General features: G+C 67.5%; 24 protein-coding genes and 1 pseudogene. 16 read left to right on the forward strand and 9 right to left on the reverse strand.

Annotated elements, in window-relative coordinates; all coding sequences use genetic code 11:
• Positions 1–285: 285 nt before the first annotated feature.
• Positions 286–1,623, reverse strand: a complete 1,338-nt coding sequence (locus tag ABL57_RS04255) for an ISL3 family transposase (RefSeq protein ID WP_203225548.1) — start codon at positions 1,621–1,623, stop codon at positions 286–288.
• Between the two features lie 435 nt (positions 1,624–2,058).
• Between ABL57_RS04255 and ABL57_RS04260 the strand changes: the two genes are divergently transcribed.
• The 3 genes from ABL57_RS04260 to ABL57_RS04270 all read left to right on the forward strand — a co-directional run bounded on the left by ABL57_RS04260 (position 2,059) and on the right by ABL57_RS04270 (position 6,304).
• Complete coding sequence (locus ABL57_RS04260) at positions 2,059–4,641, forward strand: DEAD/DEAH box helicase family protein (protein ID WP_047802214.1); 2,583 nt, start codon at positions 2,059–2,061, stop codon at positions 4,639–4,641.
• A 280-nt stretch (positions 4,642–4,921) separates the two neighbouring features.
• Positions 4,922–5,638 (forward strand): hypothetical protein, encoded by a 717-nt coding sequence (locus ABL57_RS04265; protein ID WP_047802236.1) that lies wholly within the window; start codon positions 4,922–4,924, stop codon positions 5,636–5,638.
• Between the two features lie 207 nt (positions 5,639–5,845).
• On the forward strand, positions 5,846–6,304 hold the full coding sequence (locus ABL57_RS04270; RefSeq protein WP_047802215.1) for a hypothetical protein: 459 nt from the start codon (positions 5,846–5,848) through the stop codon (positions 6,302–6,304).
• A gap of 742 nt (positions 6,305–7,046) precedes the next feature.
• Here ABL57_RS04270 and ABL57_RS22860 read toward each other — a convergent pair.
• Both ABL57_RS22860 and ABL57_RS22865 read right to left on the reverse strand, forming a co-directional pair.
• Positions 7,047–7,247, reverse strand: coding sequence for a hypothetical protein (locus ABL57_RS22860; RefSeq protein WP_238985973.1), 201 nt, complete (start codon positions 7,245–7,247; stop codon positions 7,047–7,049).
• Between the two features lie 48 nt (positions 7,248–7,295).
• The gene (locus ABL57_RS22865) at positions 7,296–7,559 is read right to left on the reverse strand and encodes a ParA family protein (protein ID WP_238985974.1); all 264 of its coding nucleotides are present in this window, start codon (positions 7,557–7,559) and stop codon (positions 7,296–7,298) included.
• A 174-nt stretch (positions 7,560–7,733) separates the two neighbouring features.
• On the opposite strand from ABL57_RS22865, the gene ABL57_RS04285 reads away from it, so the two are divergent.
• Both ABL57_RS04285 and ABL57_RS21645 read left to right on the forward strand, forming a co-directional pair.
• The gene (locus tag ABL57_RS04285) at positions 7,734–8,369 is read left to right on the forward strand and encodes an AAA family ATPase (RefSeq protein WP_047802217.1); all 636 of its coding nucleotides are present in this window, start codon (positions 7,734–7,736) and stop codon (positions 8,367–8,369) included.
• Positions 8,363–8,662, forward strand: coding sequence for a hypothetical protein (locus tag ABL57_RS21645; RefSeq protein WP_152683274.1), 300 nt, complete (start codon positions 8,363–8,365; stop codon positions 8,660–8,662). The genes ABL57_RS04285 and ABL57_RS21645 overlap by 7 nt, the downstream gene beginning before the upstream one ends.
• Positions 8,663–9,244: 582 nt before the next feature.
• On the opposite strand, the gene ABL57_RS22870 is transcribed toward ABL57_RS21645, so the two are convergent.
• The 3 genes and pseudogenes from ABL57_RS22870 to ABL57_RS04295 all read right to left on the reverse strand — a co-directional run bounded on the left by ABL57_RS22870 (position 9,245) and on the right by ABL57_RS04295 (position 10,936).
• Positions 9,245–9,979 (reverse strand): DUF4113 domain-containing protein, encoded by a 735-nt coding sequence (locus ABL57_RS22870; RefSeq protein ID WP_371212462.1) that lies wholly within the window; start codon positions 9,977–9,979, stop codon positions 9,245–9,247.
• An 87-nt stretch (positions 9,980–10,066) separates the two neighbouring features.
• A pseudogene (locus ABL57_RS22875) lies at positions 10,067–10,507 on the reverse strand (DNA polymerase V subunit UmuC); the annotation flags it as partial.
• Positions 10,508–10,522: 15 nt separating this feature from the next.
• Entirely contained in the window at positions 10,523–10,936 is a 414-nt protein-coding gene (locus ABL57_RS04295; RefSeq protein WP_371212461.1) for a LexA family protein, read from the reverse strand.
• A gap of 638 nt (positions 10,937–11,574) precedes the next feature.
• On the opposite strand from ABL57_RS04295, the gene ABL57_RS04300 reads away from it, so the two are divergent.
• Entirely contained in the window at positions 11,575–11,898 is a 324-nt protein-coding gene (locus ABL57_RS04300; RefSeq protein ID WP_152683275.1) for a hypothetical protein, read from the forward strand.
• A gap of 107 nt (positions 11,899–12,005) precedes the next feature.
• Here ABL57_RS04300 and ABL57_RS04305 read toward each other — a convergent pair whose 3' ends face one another.
• Together ABL57_RS04305 and ABL57_RS04310 are read right to left on the reverse strand one after the other, a co-directional pair.
• Entirely contained in the window at positions 12,006–13,184 is a 1,179-nt protein-coding gene (locus ABL57_RS04305) for a hypothetical protein (RefSeq protein WP_047802220.1), read from the reverse strand.
• Between the two features lie 269 nt (positions 13,185–13,453).
• Positions 13,454–13,669, reverse strand: coding sequence for a hypothetical protein (locus ABL57_RS04310; RefSeq protein ID WP_047802221.1), 216 nt, complete (start codon positions 13,667–13,669; stop codon positions 13,454–13,456).
• A gap of 234 nt (positions 13,670–13,903) precedes the next feature.
• Here ABL57_RS04310 and ABL57_RS04315 point away from each other — a divergent pair, with 234 nt between their 5' ends.
• The 4 genes from ABL57_RS04315 to ABL57_RS22880 are packed head-to-tail and all read left to right on the forward strand — an operon-like array spanning position 13,904 to position 16,342.
• On the forward strand, positions 13,904–14,317 hold the full coding sequence (locus tag ABL57_RS04315) for a hypothetical protein (RefSeq protein WP_047802222.1): 414 nt from the start codon (positions 13,904–13,906) through the stop codon (positions 14,315–14,317).
• The gene (locus ABL57_RS04320) at positions 14,317–15,318 is read left to right on the forward strand and encodes a hypothetical protein (protein WP_047802223.1); all 1,002 of its coding nucleotides are present in this window, start codon (positions 14,317–14,319) and stop codon (positions 15,316–15,318) included. The genes ABL57_RS04315 and ABL57_RS04320 overlap by 1 nt, the downstream gene beginning before the upstream one ends.
• Positions 15,315–15,908: a hypothetical protein gene (locus ABL57_RS04325; RefSeq protein WP_047802224.1), complete on the forward strand. Its 594-nt coding sequence runs from the start codon at positions 15,315–15,317 to the stop codon at positions 15,906–15,908. Before ABL57_RS04320 ends, ABL57_RS04325 begins: the two co-directional genes overlap by 4 nt.
• A gap of 11 nt (positions 15,909–15,919) precedes the next feature.
• Complete coding sequence (locus tag ABL57_RS22880; RefSeq protein ID WP_047802225.1) at positions 15,920–16,342, forward strand: hypothetical protein; 423 nt, start codon at positions 15,920–15,922, stop codon at positions 16,340–16,342.
• A gap of 96 nt (positions 16,343–16,438) precedes the next feature.
• Here the strand turns inward: ABL57_RS22880 and ABL57_RS04335 are convergent, their stop codons facing one another.
• Complete coding sequence (locus tag ABL57_RS04335) at positions 16,439–16,786, reverse strand: helix-turn-helix transcriptional regulator (protein WP_152683276.1); 348 nt, start codon at positions 16,784–16,786, stop codon at positions 16,439–16,441.
• A gap of 180 nt (positions 16,787–16,966) precedes the next feature.
• Here ABL57_RS04335 and ABL57_RS04340 point away from each other — a divergent pair, with 180 nt between their 5' ends.
• The 6 genes from ABL57_RS04340 to ABL57_RS04365 all read left to right on the forward strand — a co-directional run bounded on the left by ABL57_RS04340 (position 16,967) and on the right by ABL57_RS04365 (position 22,579).
• The gene (locus tag ABL57_RS04340) at positions 16,967–18,094 is read left to right on the forward strand and encodes a transglycosylase SLT domain-containing protein (protein WP_053004732.1); all 1,128 of its coding nucleotides are present in this window, start codon (positions 16,967–16,969) and stop codon (positions 18,092–18,094) included.
• Between the two features lie 200 nt (positions 18,095–18,294).
• Entirely contained in the window at positions 18,295–18,726 is a 432-nt protein-coding gene (locus ABL57_RS04345) for a hypothetical protein (protein ID WP_238985975.1), read from the forward strand.
• The gene (locus tag ABL57_RS04350; protein WP_047802228.1) at positions 18,723–20,288 is read left to right on the forward strand and encodes a hypothetical protein; all 1,566 of its coding nucleotides are present in this window, start codon (positions 18,723–18,725) and stop codon (positions 20,286–20,288) included. The genes ABL57_RS04345 and ABL57_RS04350 overlap by 4 nt, the downstream gene beginning before the upstream one ends.
• Positions 20,288–21,691: an AAA family ATPase gene (locus tag ABL57_RS04355; protein WP_047802229.1), complete on the forward strand. Its 1,404-nt coding sequence runs from the start codon at positions 20,288–20,290 to the stop codon at positions 21,689–21,691. Before ABL57_RS04350 ends, ABL57_RS04355 begins: the two co-directional genes overlap by 1 nt.
• Positions 21,688–22,293: a DUF6668 family protein gene (locus ABL57_RS20565; RefSeq protein ID WP_053004733.1), complete on the forward strand. Its 606-nt coding sequence runs from the start codon at positions 21,688–21,690 to the stop codon at positions 22,291–22,293. The genes ABL57_RS04355 and ABL57_RS20565 overlap by 4 nt, the downstream gene beginning before the upstream one ends.
• A gap of 16 nt (positions 22,294–22,309) precedes the next feature.
• The gene (locus ABL57_RS04365; protein WP_035930757.1) at positions 22,310–22,579 is read left to right on the forward strand and encodes a hypothetical protein; all 270 of its coding nucleotides are present in this window, start codon (positions 22,310–22,312) and stop codon (positions 22,577–22,579) included.
• Positions 22,580–22,604: the final 25 nt, after the last annotated feature.

Here is a 22,604-nt window from a genome sequence, read left to right on the forward strand (position 1 = left end):
GGCTGTCAGAGCGGCGGCCGAGCTGCGGTCGCAGTCCCCGACGGCTCGCGACGTTCCCACGGGGGACATCGAGCAGCTGACCGGCGTCGAGCCCGGAACTGGCGGCGAGTTCTCCGGGGGCAGCCAAGCACATCATGCCGGCTCTCGGAGCCCGGCCGGTCGACGGGCTCACCCGCGCCGACGTCGCGTCCTGGTACAACGCCCTGGAGGCGGCGCTCGAGACGCGCAGTCCGCCCAGGCCCTGCTGTCGACGGCATCGACGACAGCGGTCGGAAATCAGGCCCTTCACAGATGAGCATGGGTCGGTGCTTTCCGCCACGTCCGGTGGCCGCCGGCGGCAAGCAGGGCGCGAAGCCGGTAGTTCTCGAAGTTCCGGAAGCCGCGGGCGACCCTGCGCATCGTCTCGATGACGCCGTTGATCGCCTCTGTGGGGCCGTTGGATGCCCCGTCGGTGTCGAAGTAGGACAGGATCGCCGACCGCCACCTCCGCAGCGTGCGGCCCAGCCGGGCGACCTCTGGAATCGGGCAGGTCGGGAACAAGGCAAGGATCTCGGCGACGAGCCGGCGTCCGTGCTCGGGACGGGCGTGGTAGACGGCGCGCAGCTTCTGGTAGCAGTGCCAGGCGAGGGTGACCTCGTGGTGCGGGTCCCCGGCCGCCAGCTTCGCGTTCAGCCGGGTGATCTGCTTGGCGGTGAGGTGCTCGGCACCGATCTGCAGAGTCCGGCGGATGCCGTAGAGCGGGTCTCCGGAACGCCCGCGGTGGCCCAAGGTGTCCTGCTGCACCCTGCGGCGCACCTCGTCGACGACCTGCCCACCGAGCTTCACGACATGGAAGGCGTCCAGGACGGTGATCGCCTCAGGGAGCTCGTCGCGGATCGCGTTGGCGTAGCCGTGGAACGGGTCCAGCGTCGCCGTGCGGATTCCGCTCGTGAACCCCGGACCCTGCTCGGTGAGCCAGTCGCCGTAGGCCGCCCCGGTGCGGCCCTTGACCAGGTCCAACAGCCGTGCCCGAGGCCGGCCGTCCTCACCGCGGGAGTGGTCCACGATGCCGGTGACCAGCCCGGTGCCGGGCGGACCGACGTGGCGCCAGACGTGCTCGTCGACCCCGAGGGCGTTGACCCCGGCCAGCCGGTCCTCGGCGGCCAACTGGTCCTCGATGACCGGGGTGATGGCGTCCCAGACGGTGTTCCAGGCGACCCCGAGCATGTCCGCCAGGGCCGAGACCGCGATGTCATGGGCGCGTAGCTGAGCCACGGCCCAAGCGATCGCCCGGGTGGTGAGCTTGCCCCGAGGCGCGGCCAGCTCGTGGACCTCGCTGAACGTCAACGCATCGCAGGCGTCCTCGAGGCATCGGTAGGTCCTCTTGTGCCACACCACCCGAACCGGCACTCCGGCGCAGGGCAAGTCGTGGAGCAGAACCTTCCGCCGGCCGTGGCCGGTGGCAAGCACCCCGCAGGAAGGGCACCCGGTCAGCGACGGCACGGTCTCGACGGCCAGGTTGAACGAGCGTGGACCACGTTCGACGGCGAGCACGTGGACGTCGGGCAGGTCAAAGAGCGTGCAGGCAGGCGCGCACGTAGCATGGAGCATGTCGAGGCCTTCGAGGATGGTTGGATTCAGCACCCCCATCCTGGAGGCCTCGACCTCTACCCAGACCTCACAACACACCCCTCGAGACGCCCACGCGCACACCGCTACCCATGCTCATCTGTGAAGGGCCAGTTATGCACGTGGCACGGTGAGATCTTGGGCCTTGGTCGGGGCTCTGCGTATGGGGCCGTTGTTACTGATTGGGTCAGCAGGGGCGGTTCCCGGCGGCGGCCAGGGGGCTGCGGGGCCGGTAGCCGACCTGTCGCCCTGGCAACTCAGGGCATGGTCGCTGATGTCTTGCCCCTGCCTGATGCACAGGACCAATGCGCTCCTGCAACGGCTTGATACAGCTCACCCGCCCCCCACTCGACACATCACGCCCCCCAGTCCATGCATATCGCTCTACGTGCGAGACACTTGTTGTGGTGGCGGCTCGAAGGCGCCTGACCAACTCAGCGAGGAGGCGACGTGGCGTTCGTTCGGACAACATCAAGCGGAACCAGTCATGCTTCACCGGGCGAGCTGTACCGAGACTTGCCACGTCGGCCCGGGGCGGTCCCTGGCCTGTGGGCACACCAGTCGGAGATGCTCAAGACCTTCACGTCTCATGCGAACAAGCCCGATGTTGCTCTTGAACTGCCCACGGGGACCGGCAAGACGTTAACCGGTCTGCTCATCGCGGAGTGGACGCGGCGCCGGCGCCGCGCGCGGGTGATTTACGCGTGTCCGACGCAGCAGCTGGCTCGTCAGGTCGCCGTTGCCGCTTACCGCGAGGGTATCGACACGGCCGTACTCGTGGGGCGGCACACCGAGTGGCCGGATCCAGCACACACAGCGTACGAGGCAGCCGACGCAATCGCGGTCACCACGTACAGCAGCATCTTTAACAGCAGGCCGCGTCTGGCTGCAGCCGACCTGATTTTGTTTGATGACGCACACGCCGGTGAGCAGTACGTCGGTGAGGCATACAGCGTGGACATCGGCCGCTGGAGGTGCCCGTTTGAGTACACCACCGTCCTCGAGGCAATCGCGCCCGCCCTCGACGGTGTCTTCCTGGAACGCCTTCGCGACGAACAACCAGATCCCAGCATCGGCAACGACGTACGGCTGGTGGTGCCCCTTCGGCAACCCGGCATGGTGAACAAGCTCGATGGCGCTCTGCGATCCTTCTCGGCACCGCATAGCTACAGATACGCGATGATCCGGGCCGGTCTGGCCTCGTGCTTGGTGTACGTCGCGTACTCGGGAATTTTGATCCGCCCGTACCTTCCCCCCACTCATCAGAACCATCTGTTTTCCGGCGCACGGCAGCGGGTTTATCTGTCCGCGACGCTGGGAGAGGGCGGCGAACTTGAACGGGCGTTCGGCCGGGCTGGGATTCTGCGGCTTGAGCAACCGGATGAGAGCACGGCACCACGCTACGGCCGGCGGTTTTTCGTCTTTCCGGAGTTCGTCGAGGGCGCCGATCCAGCCGGGTTGAGCCGCGCCGTTGTGGCGGAGGCAGGAAAGGCGCTCATCCTTGCGCCTCGCACGGAGATCGCGATGGCCGATGCTTCAGCGCTGGCTCAACCGGGGTGGCCGGTGTGGGGCATCGATCAGGTGGCTGAAGGCATGGGCGCGTTCGCAAGGTTGGACCACGGAGTTTGTGGCTTGGCAGCACGATATGACGGCCTGGACCTGCCCGGAGATGCGTGCCGCGCTGTGGCCTTGGATGGCGTGCCGGATCAAGACAACCTCCAAGAGAGATTCCTTCAATCGCGCGCACGTGCGGGAGCGGCCTTGGCCTCCCGTGTGCGCACCCGGGTGATTCAGGGCGCGGGGCGGTGCACGCGAGGTCCTGGTGACACAGCCATCGTGCTCGTTCTCAGTGCTGATCTTTCTAGGTACCTCACCCGTCCCGAAGTCGTTGCGGCTCTTGATTCAGAATTGCAAGCAGAGCTCCGGTTCGGGCGCGAAAATTCCCAGGTAGCAACGGACAGGGACGTGCTTAGCAACGTGCGGGCGTTTCTCCACCAGGACACGGACGAAAGCTGGCGCACACAGGCAGAGCCTGCTCTGACTGACTACCGCCACGAAATGCCACAGCACATGCCCGATGGCACGGCCGCGTTGTCCTCCTGCGTTGAGGAAGAGATCCAGGCATGGGCGGCAGCCACCATCGGAGCCTGGGGTGACGCGTCGCGGCATGCCCATGAGGTTGCCCGCCTCGCCGGCACAGGAGGCTCAGCAACCGCCGGCTACCGTGCGTACTGGCTCTACCTTGAAGCAGTCTGGGCCGATCAGGCCGCGGAGCAGACCAATGACGCCGGTGGTCGTGCAGCAGCGCAGGGGCTCGTTCAGCGTGCAGAGCAGGTTATGGGCCTGGGATCGTGGGTCCGTCAGATGGCGCCGTTGCCCGCGATGCAGCGTTCCGCCCTCAGCGCCGTGGACGCCGTGGCCGTCAACACGGTAGCCACCGCCCTGAGTGCCGGAGTTAACCAAGGGAAGGTCCGCCGGCGCTTGGGCGAGATGCACGATGGACTCGACCAACGTGATCCCAGCAAGTACGAACCCGCGCTGACCCAGCTCGGGGAGCTGGTCGGTGCGACAGCCTCCAAGCCACCGACTGCAGGGCGGTGCGACTCGATGTGGTGTTGGGGGAACGAGCTATGGCTGGCGCTGGAAGCCAAAAGCGATCACGAGCCCACCGGAGTGGTGCCGCATAAGGACATTCGGCAAGCTAATGACCAGCTGAGACTGCTCGCCACGGACCGGGGCGTAGACACCGCCCCTACCGACAGTGCGACGATCCTCATCTCCCCCAAGCCCGGCATCCACGATGACGGGATCAAGGGCGCGGAGTGCCACGTACACCTGATCGCCCCGTCGACCATGGCCGAGGTCGCCTTCGATGTCGGATCGGCGTGGGAGGAGCTACTGACCAAAAGCGCGGATAGGACCGTGCCGGAGCTACGCCGCCTAGTCGGTGACACCTTTACTGCTCGCGGCGTTCTCCCCTCCCAGATTCATGAGCGACTCACCCATGACCCAGTCGCCGCTAAAGGCGCGTAAGCCCTGCCGCAGGCCCGTCGGGTGAGAGGAGCTACCCGTGCCGCCACCGGTCACAACCCCGGCCCCCGATGACCCGGGGATCGGTGAGGAGTGGGCCTATCGGCGCCGCGACGGAGCCCCGTCAGAGCGCGTGCTGGTCCACGGGGTGACCCGCACTGGACGGTCCGCCCGGCGCTTTGAGATCGAGTTCCTGGACGGCCCCCAGAGCGGCTCACGGGAGACGGTGCCCCGGGGGCGGTTGCGGGTCCCGTGGGAGCACGTCGGAGCCTACGAGGATTTGATGGCCCATTGGCAACGCCTGCGCGCGGCCGATGATCTCGATGAGGTCGAGAATAGCGCCGTGTCCCGGGTCTTCGAGTTGCTCATCCCGCTCGAGGTTGCCGAGCTGTGTCACGGGCCGGTGGAAAGCGCCGTGGAGGTCCACGATCCTGCCGGTCTGGAAACCCTGACCGGCGTCTCCCCCACCGCCTTGGCGGAGCAGCACGACTCCTTCCACCTGGAGGGCACCCTCATCCTGGGCCCTGCTGCGTCCCTGGTCATTGCCGAGCACGCCTGTCGGCGGCATCCTCGCCCCGTCCTGGACAGTGTGCTGGCCGATGAGGCAGAAGCCCGACAGAAGTCCAAGCGTGGCGGTACCGGCCCCACCGGCCAGGACGACGACCCCGTGCCCACGTCCCCCGAGCACGAGTACCGGTTCTACCGGGCGTATCACCGGCCCCGCCATGAGCTGCTCCGCCAGTGGTGCGGCCACCGGGCCGTCACCGCCCACGAACGCCTGCTGGCCGCCGAAGCGGAATGCCACCGCCTCGATGAACTGCTCGCCCGCACCCTTGACGCCCTCCGGGCCGCTGGCAGCACCGGCCTGGCCGATGGCTTGGAACGAGAGCACGAGACCGAGCGCATCACCGCCGACACCATTCGTCCGGTGCCCGAACGCCCCCTGCACCCCTCGGAGCTGCCCGTGCGTGAGGTACCGCACCGCCGGTGGTGGAGCTAAGACCTGAAGCACCGCTCGTAAGTGACGGGTGGGACCCTCTGCCGCCCTCGACTCCCCGGGAAATATGGGTCTGCCGGGCCCGTGGCCCACACACCGGAGTCGGCGCGTGTGAGAGCCTGACACCGTCCCCGGCCTCTCCCTGACGGAGTTCCCTTGAACGCTGCCCCTCCTGCTCCCCCTGTCCCGCACCGGCAGGAGGTCCCTGTCGTGGGGTCCTTCGCCCTCGCCGCGCAGCTGCGCATGACCGCGGCAGGGACCACCGCGCGGCTCACCGTGGCCCTACCCGCCGATGTCACCGTGACGGCCGCTGCGCTGGTGCCGGCGCTGCTGAGCCTGGGCCAACGCATCCTGCTCGACTACCGCCTCACCGGCCACCCGCTGCCCGAAGTGGAAGCCACAGCGGTGGAACGAGCCGAGAACGTGCCAACGGCCGCGACCGGATTCACCCTCAAGGTCACCAACGACCTGGCCACGAAGCACTCCAGCATCGTGGTGGACTCGGACCTCTTGTTAGGCAATGACGGCGGGATCCTGCTCATCGCCGCCACCTTGTTCGCCAGCGCCGACCACCTCCTAGAGACCGACGACCGCCCCACCGAGCGACGCACCCCGGCCGCAGGCCCCTCACCTCGACGTCGCGGCCGAGGTCGCCGTGGGAAGCGCTAACTCACCTGCGCGATCCGCACATAAAAAATTCTCGGGACAAGCCTCGGGCACGAGGCCTCGTCGCCGGAAACCGGACGGGGAGCACCCGGTGACAGGCTGACATCGCGTCCTCGGCACGGTGGCGCCCGAGACGCCCCGCGTCCAGCCTGGACCGCACTGGTCATCCCTTTGGCCCCCGACCACGAATCATGCTGGTAGTTGGCCCCGGCTCTCTACGAAAGCGGTGCGGGCACCCTCGGTAGATCGACGAGCCACGGGACCACCCACCCCATCCCGCCGCCCGTCCCCAGAAGAAAAGAACCCGGCCCACCAGCAACGGTGAGCCGGGTTCCTTCCTCGCCGACCAGGGGAAAGCCGCCCGCAACCGGTTCCCCCTCCCCTACCGGGGGCCGGTGTTATCGGTTGAGCTGTTGGGCGTAGGCGCGCACGGCGTTCTCGATCACGGCCCGTGCGGTGCCGTCGTGCTCGGTGAGCTCCTCGATCAGATCGGAGACATCCTGGGCCACCCGCACCCTGAGTTGGATCGTGGGTTCCCGGCGCGGCCGGCCCCGGCCCCGCTTGGGCGCAGCAGCCGCAGGTTCCGCCGCCGGCGCTGCCTGCACCGGCGGGGACGACACCACCGGTGCCGCGGGCTGGGGTGAGGTAGCGCGTGGGGGTGTGTAGTCGACCGGGTCGATGTGCTCATCCGGGGCCGGGCGAGGCCGGCGGCGTTGGAGTGAGGTGGGGCGCTCGGGCTTGTCGGTCATCGCAGCACCTTCTTCGCGATCGCGGTGTAGGCATCCAGCACCCGGGCGCCCTTGCGGTATTGGCCGTACCACTCCCCCGAGATCCGCACCTCTTGGACAATGGCCCGGTCCGGGATCAACGGCTCCAGGAACAACCCCGTGGCCCGCAGCTCCTCAAAGCTGGCCACGGCCGCCCGGCTCATGATCGTCTCCTTCACCCCGCCCACCACGATGCCGGCCTCCGTGAGGGTGTCCGGGGCGCCCAGCTACTGGCGGTGCCGGCGGAACTGAGCAACCGTGCGCCTCGCCCCTTCCACCCCGTCGATGCCGTCGCTGGTGGCGGTGGCGGCGTAGACCACGGTGTCCGCCGCGTTCAACGCCGACAGCGTCAGAGGCCCGCCCTGCCGGTTGGGGCAGTCAATGACCACCACATCGGCCGACAGGCCGGTCAGCGAGATTCTCAGCCGTAGCTCCGCATGGTCGGCTCGGTCGGCCTCTCGGTTGGAGACGTTGCGGGCCGAGAGAATCACCCGGAGGTTGGGATGCCATCCACTGGGCACCGCGAGGCTCTAGACAGCCGAAGAACGAATAGGCCAGCCATGTATGGGCTCAGCTTGGTACCACACAAGTACCACACTAGAGTGTACTAAGTATGGTACCACACTGGTACTAGTGCGGCACCAGGTTGGTGTTACTGTAGTGCCATGATCATTGTCTTTGGGCATCAGAAGGGCGGAACGGGCAAGTCGACCCTCACCGTCAACATGGCCGTTGAGTTGCAACGACAGGGAAAGGACGTGCTGCTGGTCGACGCTGACCCGACAATCCGCACGACCTCGAACTTCACTACTGACCGAGAGGAAGCAGGGCTCCCCTCGTTGCAGTCCGTGCAGAAGTCGGGATCACTGCATAAATTTCTGGAGGAGTTCCGACCCAAGTTCGATCACATCCTGGTCGACGTCCCAGGCAAGGACTCCAAAGAGATGCGTACAGCACTGACTGCAGCGGACATGCTGATCAGCCCCACACGCGCCACCCAAGCCGACCTTGATGCCGTGGCCGGCCTCCTGGAGACGGTAGAAGGGGCCCAAGACTTCAACGAGAACCTCAAGTCAATGCTGGTCCTCAACTTTGTCTCTTCCAACGTGTTCACCAAGGAACGAGAGGAAGCGCAGTCGTACCTCGAGGACTTCCCTCGAGTGCGACTTGCTCAAACCGTATTGCATCAGCGCAAGGCTTTCGCCGACTGCCTGGCCGACGGCAAGGGAGTCGTAGAGATGCGCGATGCCAAGGCCAAGGCCGAAATTCAACTGCTGACCCAGGAGGTCTTCTCATGGTGAGGAAACGCGGACCGATTGCCTCCAATCGAGAGGAAGAGATCGAGCGGTTTGCAGCGGCAGCCGAAGGCTCAGGTTCAGACACCCCCGATCAGGGACCACCCCTGAAGCCGTGGAAGCGGCGGGCGCGGAACGGAGCCAAGGTGAAGGGATACAACTTCCGGTTCAACAACACCCAGCATGCCTTGCTCAATTACGCCGCCGAAGCTGAGGACACTTCCCAGCAGAAGTTGATCGAAGAGCTCGTATGGCCCGTGCTTGAGGAGCGCTACGGCCAGAACGTGCCGCTCAAATAGTCTCCCCAACACCACATCGGTGTGGTACTGGTACCACATAAGTACCAACTTGGTGCCGTGTCGGCAGGAGTCGGCACGGCACCTTCATGCCCAGATGCTGCAATTGACACTTCCCAGCGAAAGCTTGATCAAAGGGCTCGTCAGGTCCGCATCCGAGAAGGGCTAGGGCCACAGGGAACTTTTCGCACCTTGTTTTATGCACCACACTGGTGTGGTTTTGGTACTACACCAGTACAATCCTGGTGCCGCACTGGTTACCGTTGGTGCGGCTCCTACATACCCAAATATCGCCGTAGGGCCGGACTAAACGCACGAACCATCGTCCCCAATCGGGTGGAGCGCGCGAAGTGACAGTCCCCGGAGATAGGCGGCGGGAGATCACCCGTCCTGATAGAGCAAAGGAGCCGTCATCCATAATCGGTACCACACTGGTACCAAATCTGTGTGGTACCAGTGTGGTACCGATATGGCACAAGCTACATGTCAGGAGCGCGCCCAGGACCCTTCAGGAAGTCTCCAGCGCCAAAGAGCACGTGGTGGATGCCGCGCCTTGACGCAGTGCCGGAGGTGGTGAGCGACCGATTAGCTGACGGTACGTAGCTCTGCCCAATCTGTGGTGTAGCGCGGGGAAAGATCTGCTTGGCGGTTCGCCCAAGGGGCAGGGGAGTGGGCGCCGAGGCGACCCAGGGCGAGGGCGCCGGCACCGAAGCGGCGGTTCACCGCGTCGATGAGCTCCCCGATGGGGGCGGGCTGATCCAGCACCCCGGGCAGGACGGGCACCGACCCCTCGGGGGCCAGGTCCATGCACAAAATGCCGGCGCGCATGTAGGACATGCCATGCATCAGCTTGGGCACCAGGGCTGCCCGGGCCGCGGCCACCAGGGGAGTGGGCTCGTTGGTGGGCACAGCCAGACGCACCTGGGTGGAGACATTGTGGGTGGGTCCGGGGCGGTACGGTGAAGTGGTGGCGAAGGCGGTGAGGCGCCCGGTGACTTCGCCTTCCTTTCGGAGTCGGCGGGAGGTGCGTTGGGCGAACTCAGCCACCGCAGCCCCGACGATCTCCGGATCCCAGATCGGGTCCGGGAACGACCGAGAGACCAGGATCTGCTGTTTGGTCGCGACCTCGTCCTCCACCGGGATGGCGGGGAAGCCGTTGAGCTCGAGCACGGTGCGCATCTGCACCACGGAGAACTTGTCCCGGATGGCCACCGGATCGGCATCGCGCAGGTCGGCAATGGTCTGGATCCCCATTGCCTCCAACCGCTTGGACAGCCGCCCGGCGATGCCCCAGACCTCGGTCACGGGCAGGGCCGCCATGAGCCGGTCCCAGTACCCGTCCGGGGCCTGGTCCCAGTGGACAATCCCACCGGTGGCGGGCAATTTCTTCGCGGTCTCGGTGGCGATCTTGGCCCGCGTCTTGGAGTTGGCGATCCCGATGCTCACGGGCAGCCCGATATTGCGGGCCACGGTGGCTTGCAGCCGGCGGGCCCATCGGACCTGCTCGGCTGGGGTGCCCTCGGGTGGGAGCAGGAAGCACTCGTCGATGGAGTACACCTCCTGGCCCATTGCGTGGCGGGCCAGCAGCAGCATCACCCGCTCCGACAGATCCGCGTAGAGCTGGTAGTTGGACGACCGTTTGATCAGCCCCCACCGGGCCGCGTCGGCGCGCAGCTAGAACCAGGGGTCACCCATCGTGATCCCCAGCGCCTTGGCCTCGGGGGAGCGGGCGACCACGCACCCGTCGTTGTTGGAGAGCACCACCAGCGGCTTGCCCGCCAGGGAGGGCTCGAAGAGCACCTCGCAGGAGGCGTAGAAGTTGTTCACGTCCACCAGGGCGATCACCACACACCACCACCCTCGTCAGTGGACGTGGCGGATGCCGTAGACCACCACACCCCAGACCACCAGCTCCGACAAAGACGGGACCTCCACATCCGGGTAGGCCGGGTTCTCCGGATGCCGCACCACCCGGCCCGGGTACACGTGCAGGGTCTTGATGGTCAAATCCCCGTCCAGGACCGCGATCACCACACTGCCATGCTTCGGCGTCAGGGAACGGTCCACGAGCACCTCGTCCCCGTGATAGATCCCGATGCCTTCCATCGAGTCCCCGGTGACGCGGAACAGGTAGGTGGAGGTCACATCGCGGATCAACACCTCGTTGAGGTCGATCCGCCCGTCGTCGAAGCTGTCCTGGGCGGGGGAGGGGAACCCGGCCGGGACCCGGACCAGGACCGCGTTCACCAGCACGGGATCATCAATGGCTAACGGCACGGGGGGTCTCATACCCGCCAGAATAAAACATATATTCGATACCAGGTGACCCAATCACAATCAACACGTACATAAATACGCACTGATCAGTACTCGTGCTCTGGAGTCTGGTCGTCGGCCCGGACACCCCAAGAACGGCACCCCCGGGCCCGGTGATGGTCCGTTCGGTGTGATCGGTGCAACATTTCGCATGATGTTGCCCCTGATCAGCGGCATCGCCCACAGTGGGGGAGGCGATGAGCGGGACCCGCCGGGGGGCGAGTCCCAGGTTCGACCTCAGATCTCCAGGCGCACCCCGCCGGGCAAGAGACAACGGGGTCCTGCCGGTGGAGGCGACCAGCGCGTGCGCCTGGCGGTCGATGATGGAGGCGGTCCCGGGCCGGGGGCCCGGGACCGCCTCCACCCACACTCCCCGCACCCGGAGACCACCACCGGTAGATTTTGGTCACCCCGGACGCAGCGGTGTCCTGCTCGGCAGTCCACTACCGCGGCCCCGTCGGGTGACTTCAGTGTCGTTACCCGTCCGCCAGACAGGCCATCGCCGCGAGAGCGACCCCAGGGGACGTGTGGTGTGTGGTTGGCGCGGGTGCATAGCCTGGCCGCAGCACGGGGGAGGGGAGCGTGGCATGTACGCACGGGTGAGTGCCTATGAGGGTGGGTATCCGCAGGACTACGACGCCGGCCTGCACGCCCTGCGCACGGAGGTCTTGCCTCAACTCCACGGGCTGCCCGGATACCGAGGTGCGGTGAGTCTGGTAGATCGTGCCACCGGCCGGAGCCTGTCGATCACCTACTGGGTCGATGAGCAGGCCTTGGTCGCCAGCCGGTCCACCGTGGAGGCGATCCGGGAGCGGGCCGCCGCGACCTCCGGCTCGCGCATCCTCGAGGTCACCGAGTACGAGGTCGGCTACACCGACCTCTCCACACCCCCGGACTTTCCCCCGCAGGCGCCCCGGCCGTGACCGGCAGTACCTCCGCCTGTTCCAGCGCCCGGACATGCCAGGGACCCGTCCCGCCCGCAGCTGAACCCGAGCTCACCGCGAGCCGCAGCAGGCAAGGACACCTCGCATCACTGCGTACCGGGGGCGCCGGCCCGCCGAGCAGCCTCGGCCACCCCGGCCGCGTAGGCGGCTGCGAATCGCTCCTTGAGCGGACGCCGCGCCGCCGACAGCTCGTCAGCCGGCCTAACGGCCACGCCCCCCGCCCCGGCACCCTCGGGGGCGGCTGCAGCAGCTTCCTGCCGGGCCGCATAACGGGCGGCGGCGGCCACCGCTTCGGCCCGGCGCTGTTCGGCCTCAGCCGCGGCGCGCTGGTCGGGGGAGCGGTGCGGGGTGCCGTCCTGGTGCGTCCAGGCCCGCAGGCGGGCGGCGAACCAGGCCCCGGGGTGCTCGATGCCGGTGAGAGCGTCGTGGGTGTAGCGCTGACCGTTAGGTGCCCAGTCCAGGGCGTGGAGCACATCGGCGATGGTCCAACCGGCCTGGAAGTGGGTCTTGGCCACCGAGACCACGTAGGCGGTGGTAATTCGTCGCAGCACCAGCGCATGGTGCTGCAGTTCCAACCCCGCGCAACGATAAGCCTGCTTCCAATTCGACCGGGCCGCCTCTACACTCAAAGGCCGAACCGTTGCATGAGCCGGCCACAGCGGATTTGTCCGCTGGGCCAGGGCGGCTTGGACTTCTAGCCGCTGCGCGGCGGCCTTGGCAGAGGGCCGCGGCGTAGCCGCGTCCTTCCGGGGAAGGCTCTCGCGCGCGTGCGGGGGAGGACATACCCCCTTCGGGGGGACCGGGCCGACATTTATATCCACAGCCTCAGCTGCCTCCTCTGGGGTGTTCTCGGCCGGTGTGGGCGCCGGCTTCGGGGGAGCGGGGACGATGAGGGCGTAGACGGGGGCCTCGCCCTGCTTCTTGCCCGTGGACCGCGGGGTGTAGCGAGCTGAGCGGCCGGTGGCCACCACCGCCAGCAGCCCCCAGTCCTTGAGCCGGCGGATCATCCGCCCGATGCTGTCCTCGTGCACACCGAGGCGCTCGGCCACCCATCCCCAGGTGGTGCGCCAGGTCTGTGAGGCCGGGTCCTGCTGCACCGCGATGACCTCGACCAGAGCGGCCATATTGGCCCGGCCATCGGCACGCATCAGCTCCAGGGCCGGGTGCTCCAGGACGGCACGTTTCCACGCCACCACGTGCCGGGCCAACCGGCAGCCCTTGGGTACGGCGCGCAGCACCACGGCCTTGGAGCGTTCATAGGCCACCCGCACCCGCCGACGGTGCGACGGGAGCTCCGCAGGGGCCTCGAGGGCAGCGTCAGGGGCGGAGTGTGACCGAAAATCGGCGCGTTTGAGTGACGAGGGGTCCATTTGCGGACGCGCCTCAGGTACACTAGGGGACACAACAGTCCCCTGGTATTGGGTTCATGACAGATTCGATTCAGTTAGCTGTTGGAACGGCTGTCGCGAGTTTGGCGACCTGAGACAGCCGAATGACTTCGACGGCCCGCCCTGCCAGGCGGGTCGTCAGTCGTTTAAGCGGAATTAGCCAGCGGTAGGCGCGGCTCCTCCCTGTTGTCGAGCTTGTTGGACCTTCCAGCGTCGCGGTCGATCAAAGCGCCGATGTACTCGGCCATGCTGAGCCCCGCCTGATGCGATGCTTCGATCGCCGCGCGGTGCTGTTCTGGAGACACACGCGCCATCAGGGCCACCTTGTGGCCCTGCAACTTCGGCTGCTGGTACTCGGTCATGGGTCGATCATGGCATATCGACACTGCTACCGATAGCGGTATCAGGTGTGTCTCGGTGATTTTTCATTCCTCCGGTACACGAGGCAGGCAGCGATGGCTTAAGTCATCTACGGCCGGGCGCAAAGTACTGCGCGCCATGCACCCACCCTAATACATGTTGAACATGTTCAAGTTCCAGGTAGCCTGGAGGGTATGTCTTGGCTAGGGGGAACTGTTTCCCGTTCCGACTCCGATGTGCTGGCTGAGCTGCCGGATCATCTCACCTGGGAGGGTCTTCATCTGGAGGTGCAGCGTCGGCACGGCAAGCCCATCCACATCGAGCCAGCGCCGGCGGGGTTGGGTCAGGACGTCACGGGGCTGTGGTTGGAAAAGGCTGAGCGGTCCTGGATCTTCCATGCTGCCGGAGAGAGCGAGCTGCTGCGCCGGCACGTGATCCTGCACGAGTACGGACACATCCTCCTCATGCACGGTGGATGCGAGCTGACGCTGGGGAACGCCTTCGCACACATCGGGGGCTCCCGGCGGATCAAGACCCTTCTCGGCCGGTCCTCGACCTGGACGGCCCAGGAGATCGCGGCAGAGAACGCCGCCACGAGGTTGGCCGCCCGGCTGATCCAGCAGGTGGATCCTCTGCTTGAGGCCTTCTGATGAGCCTCGGAGCGGTGTTGAGTCTGCTCAAGGCCGTGGCGTTCCTCTTCGCCGCCGTGGCAGTGGTCGTTCGTCTGCCACGAGTGGCGCGGCGACATCGAGTGGACTTCGTGTGGGTGGGTACGGCGTTGGCGGCGCTGGCCTTCTCGGCCAACGGGGTCATGATTCCCGAACGGACCGTGGATGCGTGGCTGGGCGGGGAGAACATCTTCCACCTGATGCGCAACCTGCTCGCACTCAGCGCCGTATGGTGCCTGCGGGCGGCCCTCGTCCAGTCCCTGCAACGCCGGGACTGGAGCCGGTCGCGGACATTGCGGGAGGCCGCCATCGGTAGCGCCTTGCTGCTGGGACTGACGGCAGCGTTCTTCTCGATCGACCGGGGCCCGACCTCGGGAGCGTTCATTCCGGACCACCTTGCCCAGGGCGGCACCCTGGTCTACACGCTGCTCATCATGGTGATGGGAGCCTGGAACGCCGCCGATGTTGCCCGTGTCGCCTTCCGGGAACTCACCCTGCGCCAGCCGGGGCACGACCGCCTCCTGTGGCCGGGGCTGCTCGGCCTGGGTGTGGGAGGTTCTCTGCTCGTGCTCGGCTGCACGCTCGAGGCCGGCTACGCAGTCCTCGGGTATTCAGGCACGTGGGATGCTGTAGCTGTGGCCCTGCGGGCCTCGTTCGGCCCGGTCTTCCTGCCCGGGGCCGTGCTGGTGTGCTTGGCCGTGGCGTGGCTGGGTCTCTACGCCCAAGGCCGGCGCCTGAAGATGGGTCTGCGCATGGACATCCTGAGGATCGCCCCGGTGTGGGCCCAACTCGGCGCGGACCGGTGGAGCCCTGGTGGACGCCCTCCGGGCTGGTCCAGCGCTCTGTCGGCTGATCCCCAGACGGTTCTCTACAGTGCCGTCATTGCCGTCGAAGACGCCCTGCGGGCCGAAAACGCGGTCCTGTCGGAAAAGCAACGGTGTGCCCTGCAGGCCGCCGAGAGGAGATTTGAACTCACATCATGAGCACCTCGATCGTCGTCCCCCGCTGGGAGAGAACCGCCACGGAAGCCTTCCAGCCTCCGGTGCTGCTGGCGGCGCTGCTCATCGCGCTGCCCTGGGGGGCGAACCCATCTGCGGCCTCGCTGTGGTGGGGAATCAGCGCGGCCCTGATCGTGTGCGGGGTTCCGCTGGCCGTGGTCCTCCTGCTGGTGCGCCGAGGGGTGCTCACCGACCACCACGTGAGCGTGAAGGAGCACCGCCGACCGGTGATGGCCGGGGTGCTGGTGCTGGTCCTCAGCTACCTCACGGCGGCGATCCTGCTGCAGGGACCGATCGAGATCGTGGCGCTGCTCGTGGCCACGTTCCTGGCCGGGCTGGTGATTGCTGTGGTGAGTCCGTGGTGGAAGATCTCCGGTCACGGCATGATGATGGGCGGAACTATTGTTGCCCTGACAACATCCTGGGGTGTTGTCGGGCTGCTGTTTGTTCCGGTGGGCCTGGCGGTGTGCTGGAGCCGCATCCGACTCCAGGACCACACTGGTCCGCAGGTGATTTCAGGCTTCATCTACGGGTTGGCCTTCCTGGGCAGCATCTACGCCTGGATCGTGACATGAGGAGAAACCACGTGGGGGACGCCAACCGGGAACGCTCAGCCCAGATCTTAGCCGACAAGATCAACCTGCTGTTGGATACCCTACGCACCGAAGCCGGCGAGTCCTACGACTTCACCACGATCCAGCAGGGCCTCAAAGACCGCGGCGTGGCCATTTCACGGACGAAATGGCATTACCTGAAAACAGCCGACATCCGGGTGCGTCCCGACGAGAAACTGCTCCGGGCGCTGGGGGAAGTGTTCGGGGTGGACCCGAGATACCTCGTCCAGGAGGACGGGCCGCTCCCTCAGCAGGTTGAGCAAGAACTCCACACGGTCCGCGCCCTCCGGCGGGCCGAGGTCCGCAACTTCGCCGCCCGGGCCCTCGGTCAGATCGATCCCGAAGGCCTCCAGGCGATCCTCGAGGTCATTGAGAAGGACCAGCACGAGCGATAGACCGCTCAGCATTTGAGGCCGAGACAGACTACCCGTAGGATCCGTGTTGAACATGTTCAACACGGATTCGAAAGGGCGCTCCGGCATGGGAAGACCTCAGTGAGGCTCGATGTGCGTCTCCGCACCCGCACCCTGCACATCTGCCAGGACATACCGCGTGAGAGCAGACAGCAGATTCTCGAGCCGGGCGTGGTTGGCGTAGTACAGCATCGGCCGGCCACGGCTCTGCTGCGCCTCCGCCTTCACGGCATCCATGGCCTGCAGCTCGGCCAACTGCGCACCGAGAGTCTTGGCCGGGAGGCCCGTTCGTTCCACCAGTTCCGCACGTAGCGCCGGACCCTGCCGGAGGGCATTGATGATCGACAGCCGGACGGTGTTGCCGAACACCTTGGCGGCTTCGGCAACAAGATCAGGCTGACCTGCGGGGCGAACTACGGACGGCACGGGATTCATTGTGTCGCACCCGCAACACCTCACACGCAAATGACATCGCGCCTCAGCTCAGAGGCCCATACCGCCACGAGCCGAACGTGTTTTGATCGCCTTACACAGCCAAGACGTGCTACAACTTTTATAGCTGCATAAAACAGCCAAACCGATTGGCGCTCGAAAGGGAGGTGACGGGTGGAAGACGAGGAGTCCCACGGTTCACCCACTCTAGTTATCGCCGTCCTGGCGCTGGGCGGGGTAATGGCGATGGCTGTGCCCGTCGTGGGTGTGGCCGGTCTCGCTCTGGTGGCGGACATGCAAGCGTCGGCCAGTGGCGGGTGCGTCCCTGCCGCGGTCGTCTCCAACGAGGACCTCGAGGACGGGGTGTTCAACGTCCCCAACGGCTGGGGCCCGCTGGTGGAGGAGGCCGCCAGGACGGCCGGACTCCCTGCAAGTGTCGCGGCCGCCCAGATCAAGCAGGAGTCCAACTGGAACCCGAACGCCGGCAGCTCCGCCGGGGCCCAGGGCATCGCCCAATTCATGCCCGAGACCTGGGCCCAGTACGGGGAGGGCGGGGACGTGACTGATCCCGAGGACGCGATCCCGGCCTATGGGCGCTACATGGCAGCGCTGCGCAATGAGGTGCAGTCCCTGGCCGGTGACGACGCGGACCAGCTGGTGCGTCTGACCCTGGCTGCCTACAACGCTGGCCCCGGCGCGGTCGCCCAGCACAAGGGTGTGCCGCCGTTCGCGGAAACGCAGCGATACGTGGAGACGATTCTCGACGGCGGTCAGATCGAGTTCTCCGCCGGCTGTGAAGCCCCCACCGGGGGCAAGGCCTGGGACGGGGACCTGGGGGAGGGGGAGTGGACCGCACCGCTGCCCGGGGGCAAGTTCACTTCCGGCTACGGGCGCCGCAACGTGCCGGGGCTGCCCGGGTGGGCGCAGAACCACGTGGGCGTGGACTTCGCCACTCCCGGTGCCGGCTCCAGCCCCGGGGGGCCGGTGATCGCCCCGACCGATCTACGGATCACTGGCTTCAACGACACCGATGGGTGCGTGATCGCCAAGGTCGACAACGACGACGACCCCGATTTCGGGCTCGCCTTCTGCCACTTGAACTCCTGGGGTGTGAAGAAGGGCCAGAAGCTCACCCGCGGCGACGTGATCGGTGTGGAAGGCAACCGGGGACAGTTCGGTATGTCCACGCACCTGCACATCGAGATTTACAAGCCCAATGCCCCCGACGTGGCTTTCCCCTATCAGGGCTTCAACATCGACCCTGAGCCGATCCTGCGCGAGAAAGGAGCGTGGCCCCAATGAGCCGCCACCCCCACCTGATCACTGCCCTGGCCCTGTGCGCCCTGCCTTTGGCTGCCTGCTCTGCTGAGCCAGCTCAGGAGACGTCCGCCTCCTCTAGTGCAACGGCCTCGGCCAGCTCGTTCCCGGCCGACTGGCCGACGACCCGCAGCTTCCCCACCCCTCAGGTTCCTGGGGATGGGACGTTCCCGGCCGTTGAGGACGTGGACCGCACCGACGTGGACTCCACCGCCCGGGCGGCCGCCATTCTGCTGCACTCCTGGGACACCGTGGTGGACCGCACCGAGACGGCCGCGGCGATCCGCACCAAGCCGCTCATGTCGGACGAGTGGGCGGCCCAGCAGATCGAGCCCGAACGCAACGCCTCCCAGGGGGCGTGGCTGGACCCCGCCTCGCACGGGGCCTACAGCCGCGCTCAGGCGGTGCCGGCGATCGGGGACACGACCCGCGACGTCGCTGACGATAAAGCGGTGCGGGCGTACAAGGTGACCTGGCGGTGGGCCAGCCGCAACGGGGAACCGGCCGAGGGCACCGGCACCCGGCACGTGACGATCTACCTGGAAAAGCACTCCGGGGCCTGGGAAGTCGTGGGCCACCAGTCCCACGAGTTGCCCGGCGGGGGGGCTACCTCGTGAGCCCGGCCGTGCACACCTGGCCGGTGATCACCCTGACCTTCGGGGCCGAGCAGATCGTGGCCGAGGCCAACGGGGAGGTGCTGACCTATCCGGTGCTCGACGCTGCCACCGCGCACGAGGTCGCCGCCGATGCGGCCACCGAGGCGTGCCGGCGACTCGGGTTGAAGGCGTGCCGGGTGCAGGGTCACACCGAGGACGGGTCCATGTTTGAGATGGTCGTAGACGCCGAACTCGGCACCCTGGAGGAGTACGACGCCCCCTCGGCCGCCCCTGCATCGGGGCCCGGAAAGCGGCGGGCGGGCAGCACCACAGCCGGCCGTGCGCCCCGGCCCAAGGGCGGCAACCAGCGCCGGGCCCTGGCGATCTGGGGAAGCGTCGGGGTCCTGGCCCTCACCGCCGGGGCCTCGGTGGCGATGAACCTCACCGAGGGCGACGGGGAGCCGGTGGCGGTGGTGCACACCCCGCCCCCGGCCCAGCTGCCGGTGCCGGCCCCGGCCGGATGGGACACCTACGGTGCCTGGGCCACCCCCATGTCCGGGTCCCAGGTGAGAGCGGTCCTGGACTGGGAGGGCCGGCCCGTGAGTGTGGACGGGGCCAAGCTCATCGGCCACGACCCCGACACCGGGGTGGAGCAGTGGAGCCGTGCTACTCCGTTCACCGTGACCCAGCTGGGGCTGTTCACCGTGGACGGGCAGACCCGCCTGGCGGCCGCCACGGGCAAAGAGCTGGTGCTGTTCACCCCGGACTCACCCGAGCCGATCCGGGTTCAGGTGCCGCGTGAGGCCACCGTGGTCCTGGACGGTGGCACGGTGCCCCGGCTGGATCTGCCCACCAAGAAGTCCTTGCTGGTTGGTGCGGACGGGTCCACCGTCTCGCGGGTGGTGCCGGCGGCCGCCAAGCCCCTGGAGGCTCAGGGAGCGGACCTGATCGCCGCTGATGCCAAGGCAGGGAAGGTGTGGCGGGTCGGCACCGACTCCGCGGCCCTGCCCAAGCCCGCGACCCTGCAGGCCCCGGCCAAGGGCGCCGAACTGACCGGCATCCTCGGCAGCGTGGACGGCCGAGTGGTGGCCGCGTGGAAGGACGGGAAGCAGACGCTCGTCGGGTTCTACGACGTCGATGAAGCCACCGATGCGACTGCGGTGAAGCAGGTCGCGATGCGCGAGCTCGACGGTGCCCAGATCACCACATCCACGGTGCAGGTCGATCGGGTCCACGGGCTGCTGTTGGCCTCGACGGTGCTGGTCGATGTGGAAACCACCACCGCCCACCGCCTCGATGGCCAAGGCACGCTGGCCGCCGGCTACGCCTGGGTCACCGACAACGGTGAGCAGGCTCAGGTCAACCGCGACGGGCAGACCGAGGCCACCACCCGGGCTGACCAGACGGCGGTGCCCGACGTCATCACGGACAACGGAATGGCGATGACCCGGGTGGCCGGTGCCACCGATGGCTCCCTCTACGCCCTCCTCGTGTCCGGCCCCACCCCCACAGCCAGCCCTTCGCCAACTGCCAGCACGTCACCGACGGCGAGCCCTTCCCCTACTGCCAAGGAGACCCCCTGATGAGAATAACCGCCACGATCGACTCCACCGGTGCCGTGCACCTGGACACTGACGGGGAGGCGACCCAGGAGACCCACTCCTCTGTGGGCGATGCCCGCCGGGCCGTGATGGCCACGGCCAAGACCCTGGCGGAGCAGACGAGCCAGGACATGCAGCTGCACATCGAGGACCCTGCTGGGTCCCACACCTTCCTGGTCGGTGCCGATGGCACCTCCCGGCAGGAGAGTGCGGCACCGGCCACCATGCAGGCCCCGGCTGAGTCCGTAGCCACGGCGGCGCCTGCGGCCGCCCCGGTCGAGTCCCCTGAGCCGGTGCCTTCGGTGGAGCCGTCATCGGTGGAGACGGCCCCGGTGGCTGCTGCGGCTGAGGAGGACCAGGCTGTGGCCCTGGTGGCTGCGACGTCCACGGCCCCTAATCCGTTCCTCGGCGGCCGCCCGTCCACGGCCCGCCCGGCGGAGCCCGCGGCGGCTGGTAGCCGGCGGGAGTCGCTGCCGTCCTTCGTGGACCGCCCCGAGGTGGACGCCCCGGCCCAGCACGGATGGCGCGGGGCACTGAACCAGTTGGGCCTGAGCCTGGCGCCATCGGCCGCTGAGCTGAGCCAGCGGCAGGACGAGGCCGCGGTCTCGGCCCACTGGCCGGGCCCGCGCACGATCGCGGTCCTGAACCCCAAGGGCGGGGCTGGCAAGACGCCGACGGTGATCTGCCTGTCCGCGGTGTTCGCCCGGCTGTCCGGTGGCGGGGTGCTGGCTTGGGACAACAACAACTCCCTGGGGTCGCTGGGGTGGCGCACCTTCGACGCCGGGCACACCTCCACCGTGGTCGATCTGCTGGGGCGTACTGAGCACTTCATGACCTCGGACGCCCGGGTGGGGGACCTGTCCGGGTACGTCCACCACCAGCCGGCGGATCGCTATGACGTGCTGCGCTCCGATGACCGTTCCGGGGACCAGGAGCGGCACATGGTCACCGGTGATGAGGTGGACCGGCTGCACGCGGTGGCCGCGAAGTATTACCGGGCGATCGTGATGGATTCGGGCAACACCGAACGCGGGGCGAACTGGCAGGCGATGATCGGTCACGCCGATCAGGTCGTGATCCCGGTGAAGTCCGTTGATGACGCCGCCGAGGGCGCCTCCCGGGTCCTGGCCGCCCTGCACGCCGGCGACACCCACGCCCAGGGCCTCGCCCGGAATGCGGTGGTGGTGGTGCTGTGCTGCGAGCCCGGCCACCAGAAGACCAAGGCCAAGGAACTGGCTGAGGAGTTCGCCCCCTACGTGCGGGCGGTGGCCACGATCCCCTATGACGCAGGCCTGGTGGAGGGGCGGGTGCGGTTCACCGCGATGACCCCGGCCACCCGCCGGGCCTGGCTCCGGGCCGGGGCGGCCGTGCGGGAGGGCCTGTGATCGTGGACAGCCCCCGCAACCCCTTCGTGGCCGCCCCCGAGGTGGTGGAGGAGGACCCGATGGAGGAGGACCCGATCCTCGGGACCCGGGGCTCCATCCGCGGCCCCCAGAACCTCCAGCAGACCTTGGCCCAGGAAGCGGTCCCCGAGGAGGAGGAAGCCGCCCCGGTGGAGGTCGCCCCGGCCACGTTATGGCTGGTCGGGGCCTCCGGTGGGGTGGGCACCTCCACCCTGGCCGGGCTGTGCTCCGAGTCCATCGTGGACGCGGCCGTGCAGGAGCCGGAATGGGCAGGACGTGCCTTGTTGGTGTGCTCCACCAGTGCGACCTCCTTGGAGGCGGCCGCCCAGCTGGCGCGCATGTCCGCCACGGGGCAGCTGCCCTATGAGCTGGTCGGGCTGGTCATCGTCCACGACCGGCCCAAGAACCGGATCACCAAACCCACCCTGACCTACGCCCGCAGTGTGGCGCGCATGTTCCCGGTGGCCATGACCGTCCCCTACGAACCGTCCTGGCGCGAGGTCGGCGTCACCCCCGCCCCCTCCAGCACCCGGCTGAAAACCGTGCTGCGGAAGATCCACAAAATCGCCCAGACCGGGCACTGAGAAAGGAACCCCCCCAATGCTGACCAACACCCTCAACGCCCTGATGATCCCGGCCATCAACGCCACCCCCACCCAGCCCCCGGGCATGGAGAACGTGACCATGATCCTCGGCTGGATCCTCTGGGCCGCCGGGCTGGTGCTGTTCGTCTACTTCATCTTCGGGCTCGTCACCGCCGGGCGGAACCGCCGCCGTGGCGATGAGGTCGAGGCCCCGGTGTGGCCGCTGGTCGCCGCTGCCCTGCTCGGGGCGGCCGGGGCGATCTGGAACATGATCACCGGCGGCTGAGCCGGCCCCCGTTCCTCACCCGGCA

Origin of the sequence: Kocuria sp. SM24M-10, from assembly GCF_001027955.1 — a bacterium.
GTDB lineage: Bacteria > Actinomycetota > Actinomycetes > Actinomycetales > Micrococcaceae > Kocuria > Kocuria oceani.

Bases quoted from the DNA above. Each gene is read 5' to 3' on its own strand.
- ABL57_RS04265 (WP_047802236.1), top strand. From the start codon at position 4,922: ATGGCCCATTGGCAACGCCTGCGCGCGGCCGATGATCTCGATGAGGTC.
- ABL57_RS04355 (WP_047802229.1), top strand. From the start codon at position 20,288: ATGAGAATAACCGCCACGATCGACTCCACCGGTGCCGTGCACCTGGAC.
- ABL57_RS04365 (WP_035930757.1), top strand. From the start codon at position 22,310: ATGCTGACCAACACCCTCAACGCCCTGATGATCCCGGCCATCAACGCC.
- ABL57_RS21645 (WP_152683274.1), top strand. From the start codon at position 8,363: ATGGTGAGGAAACGCGGACCGATTGCCTCCAATCGAGAGGAAGAGATC.
- ABL57_RS22870 (WP_371212462.1), bottom strand. From the start codon at position 9,979: ATGGCGGCCCTGCCCGTGACCGAGGTCTGGGGCATCGCCGGGCGGCTG.
- ABL57_RS04325 (WP_047802224.1), top strand. From the start codon at position 15,315: ATGAGCACCTCGATCGTCGTCCCCCGCTGGGAGAGAACCGCCACGGAA.
- ABL57_RS04285 (WP_047802217.1), top strand. From the start codon at position 7,734: ATGATCATTGTCTTTGGGCATCAGAAGGGCGGAACGGGCAAGTCGACC.
- ABL57_RS04320 (WP_047802223.1), top strand. From the start codon at position 14,317: ATGAGCCTCGGAGCGGTGTTGAGTCTGCTCAAGGCCGTGGCGTTCCTC.
- ABL57_RS04310 (WP_047802221.1), bottom strand. From the start codon at position 13,669: ATGACCGAGTACCAGCAGCCGAAGTTGCAGGGCCACAAGGTGGCCCTG.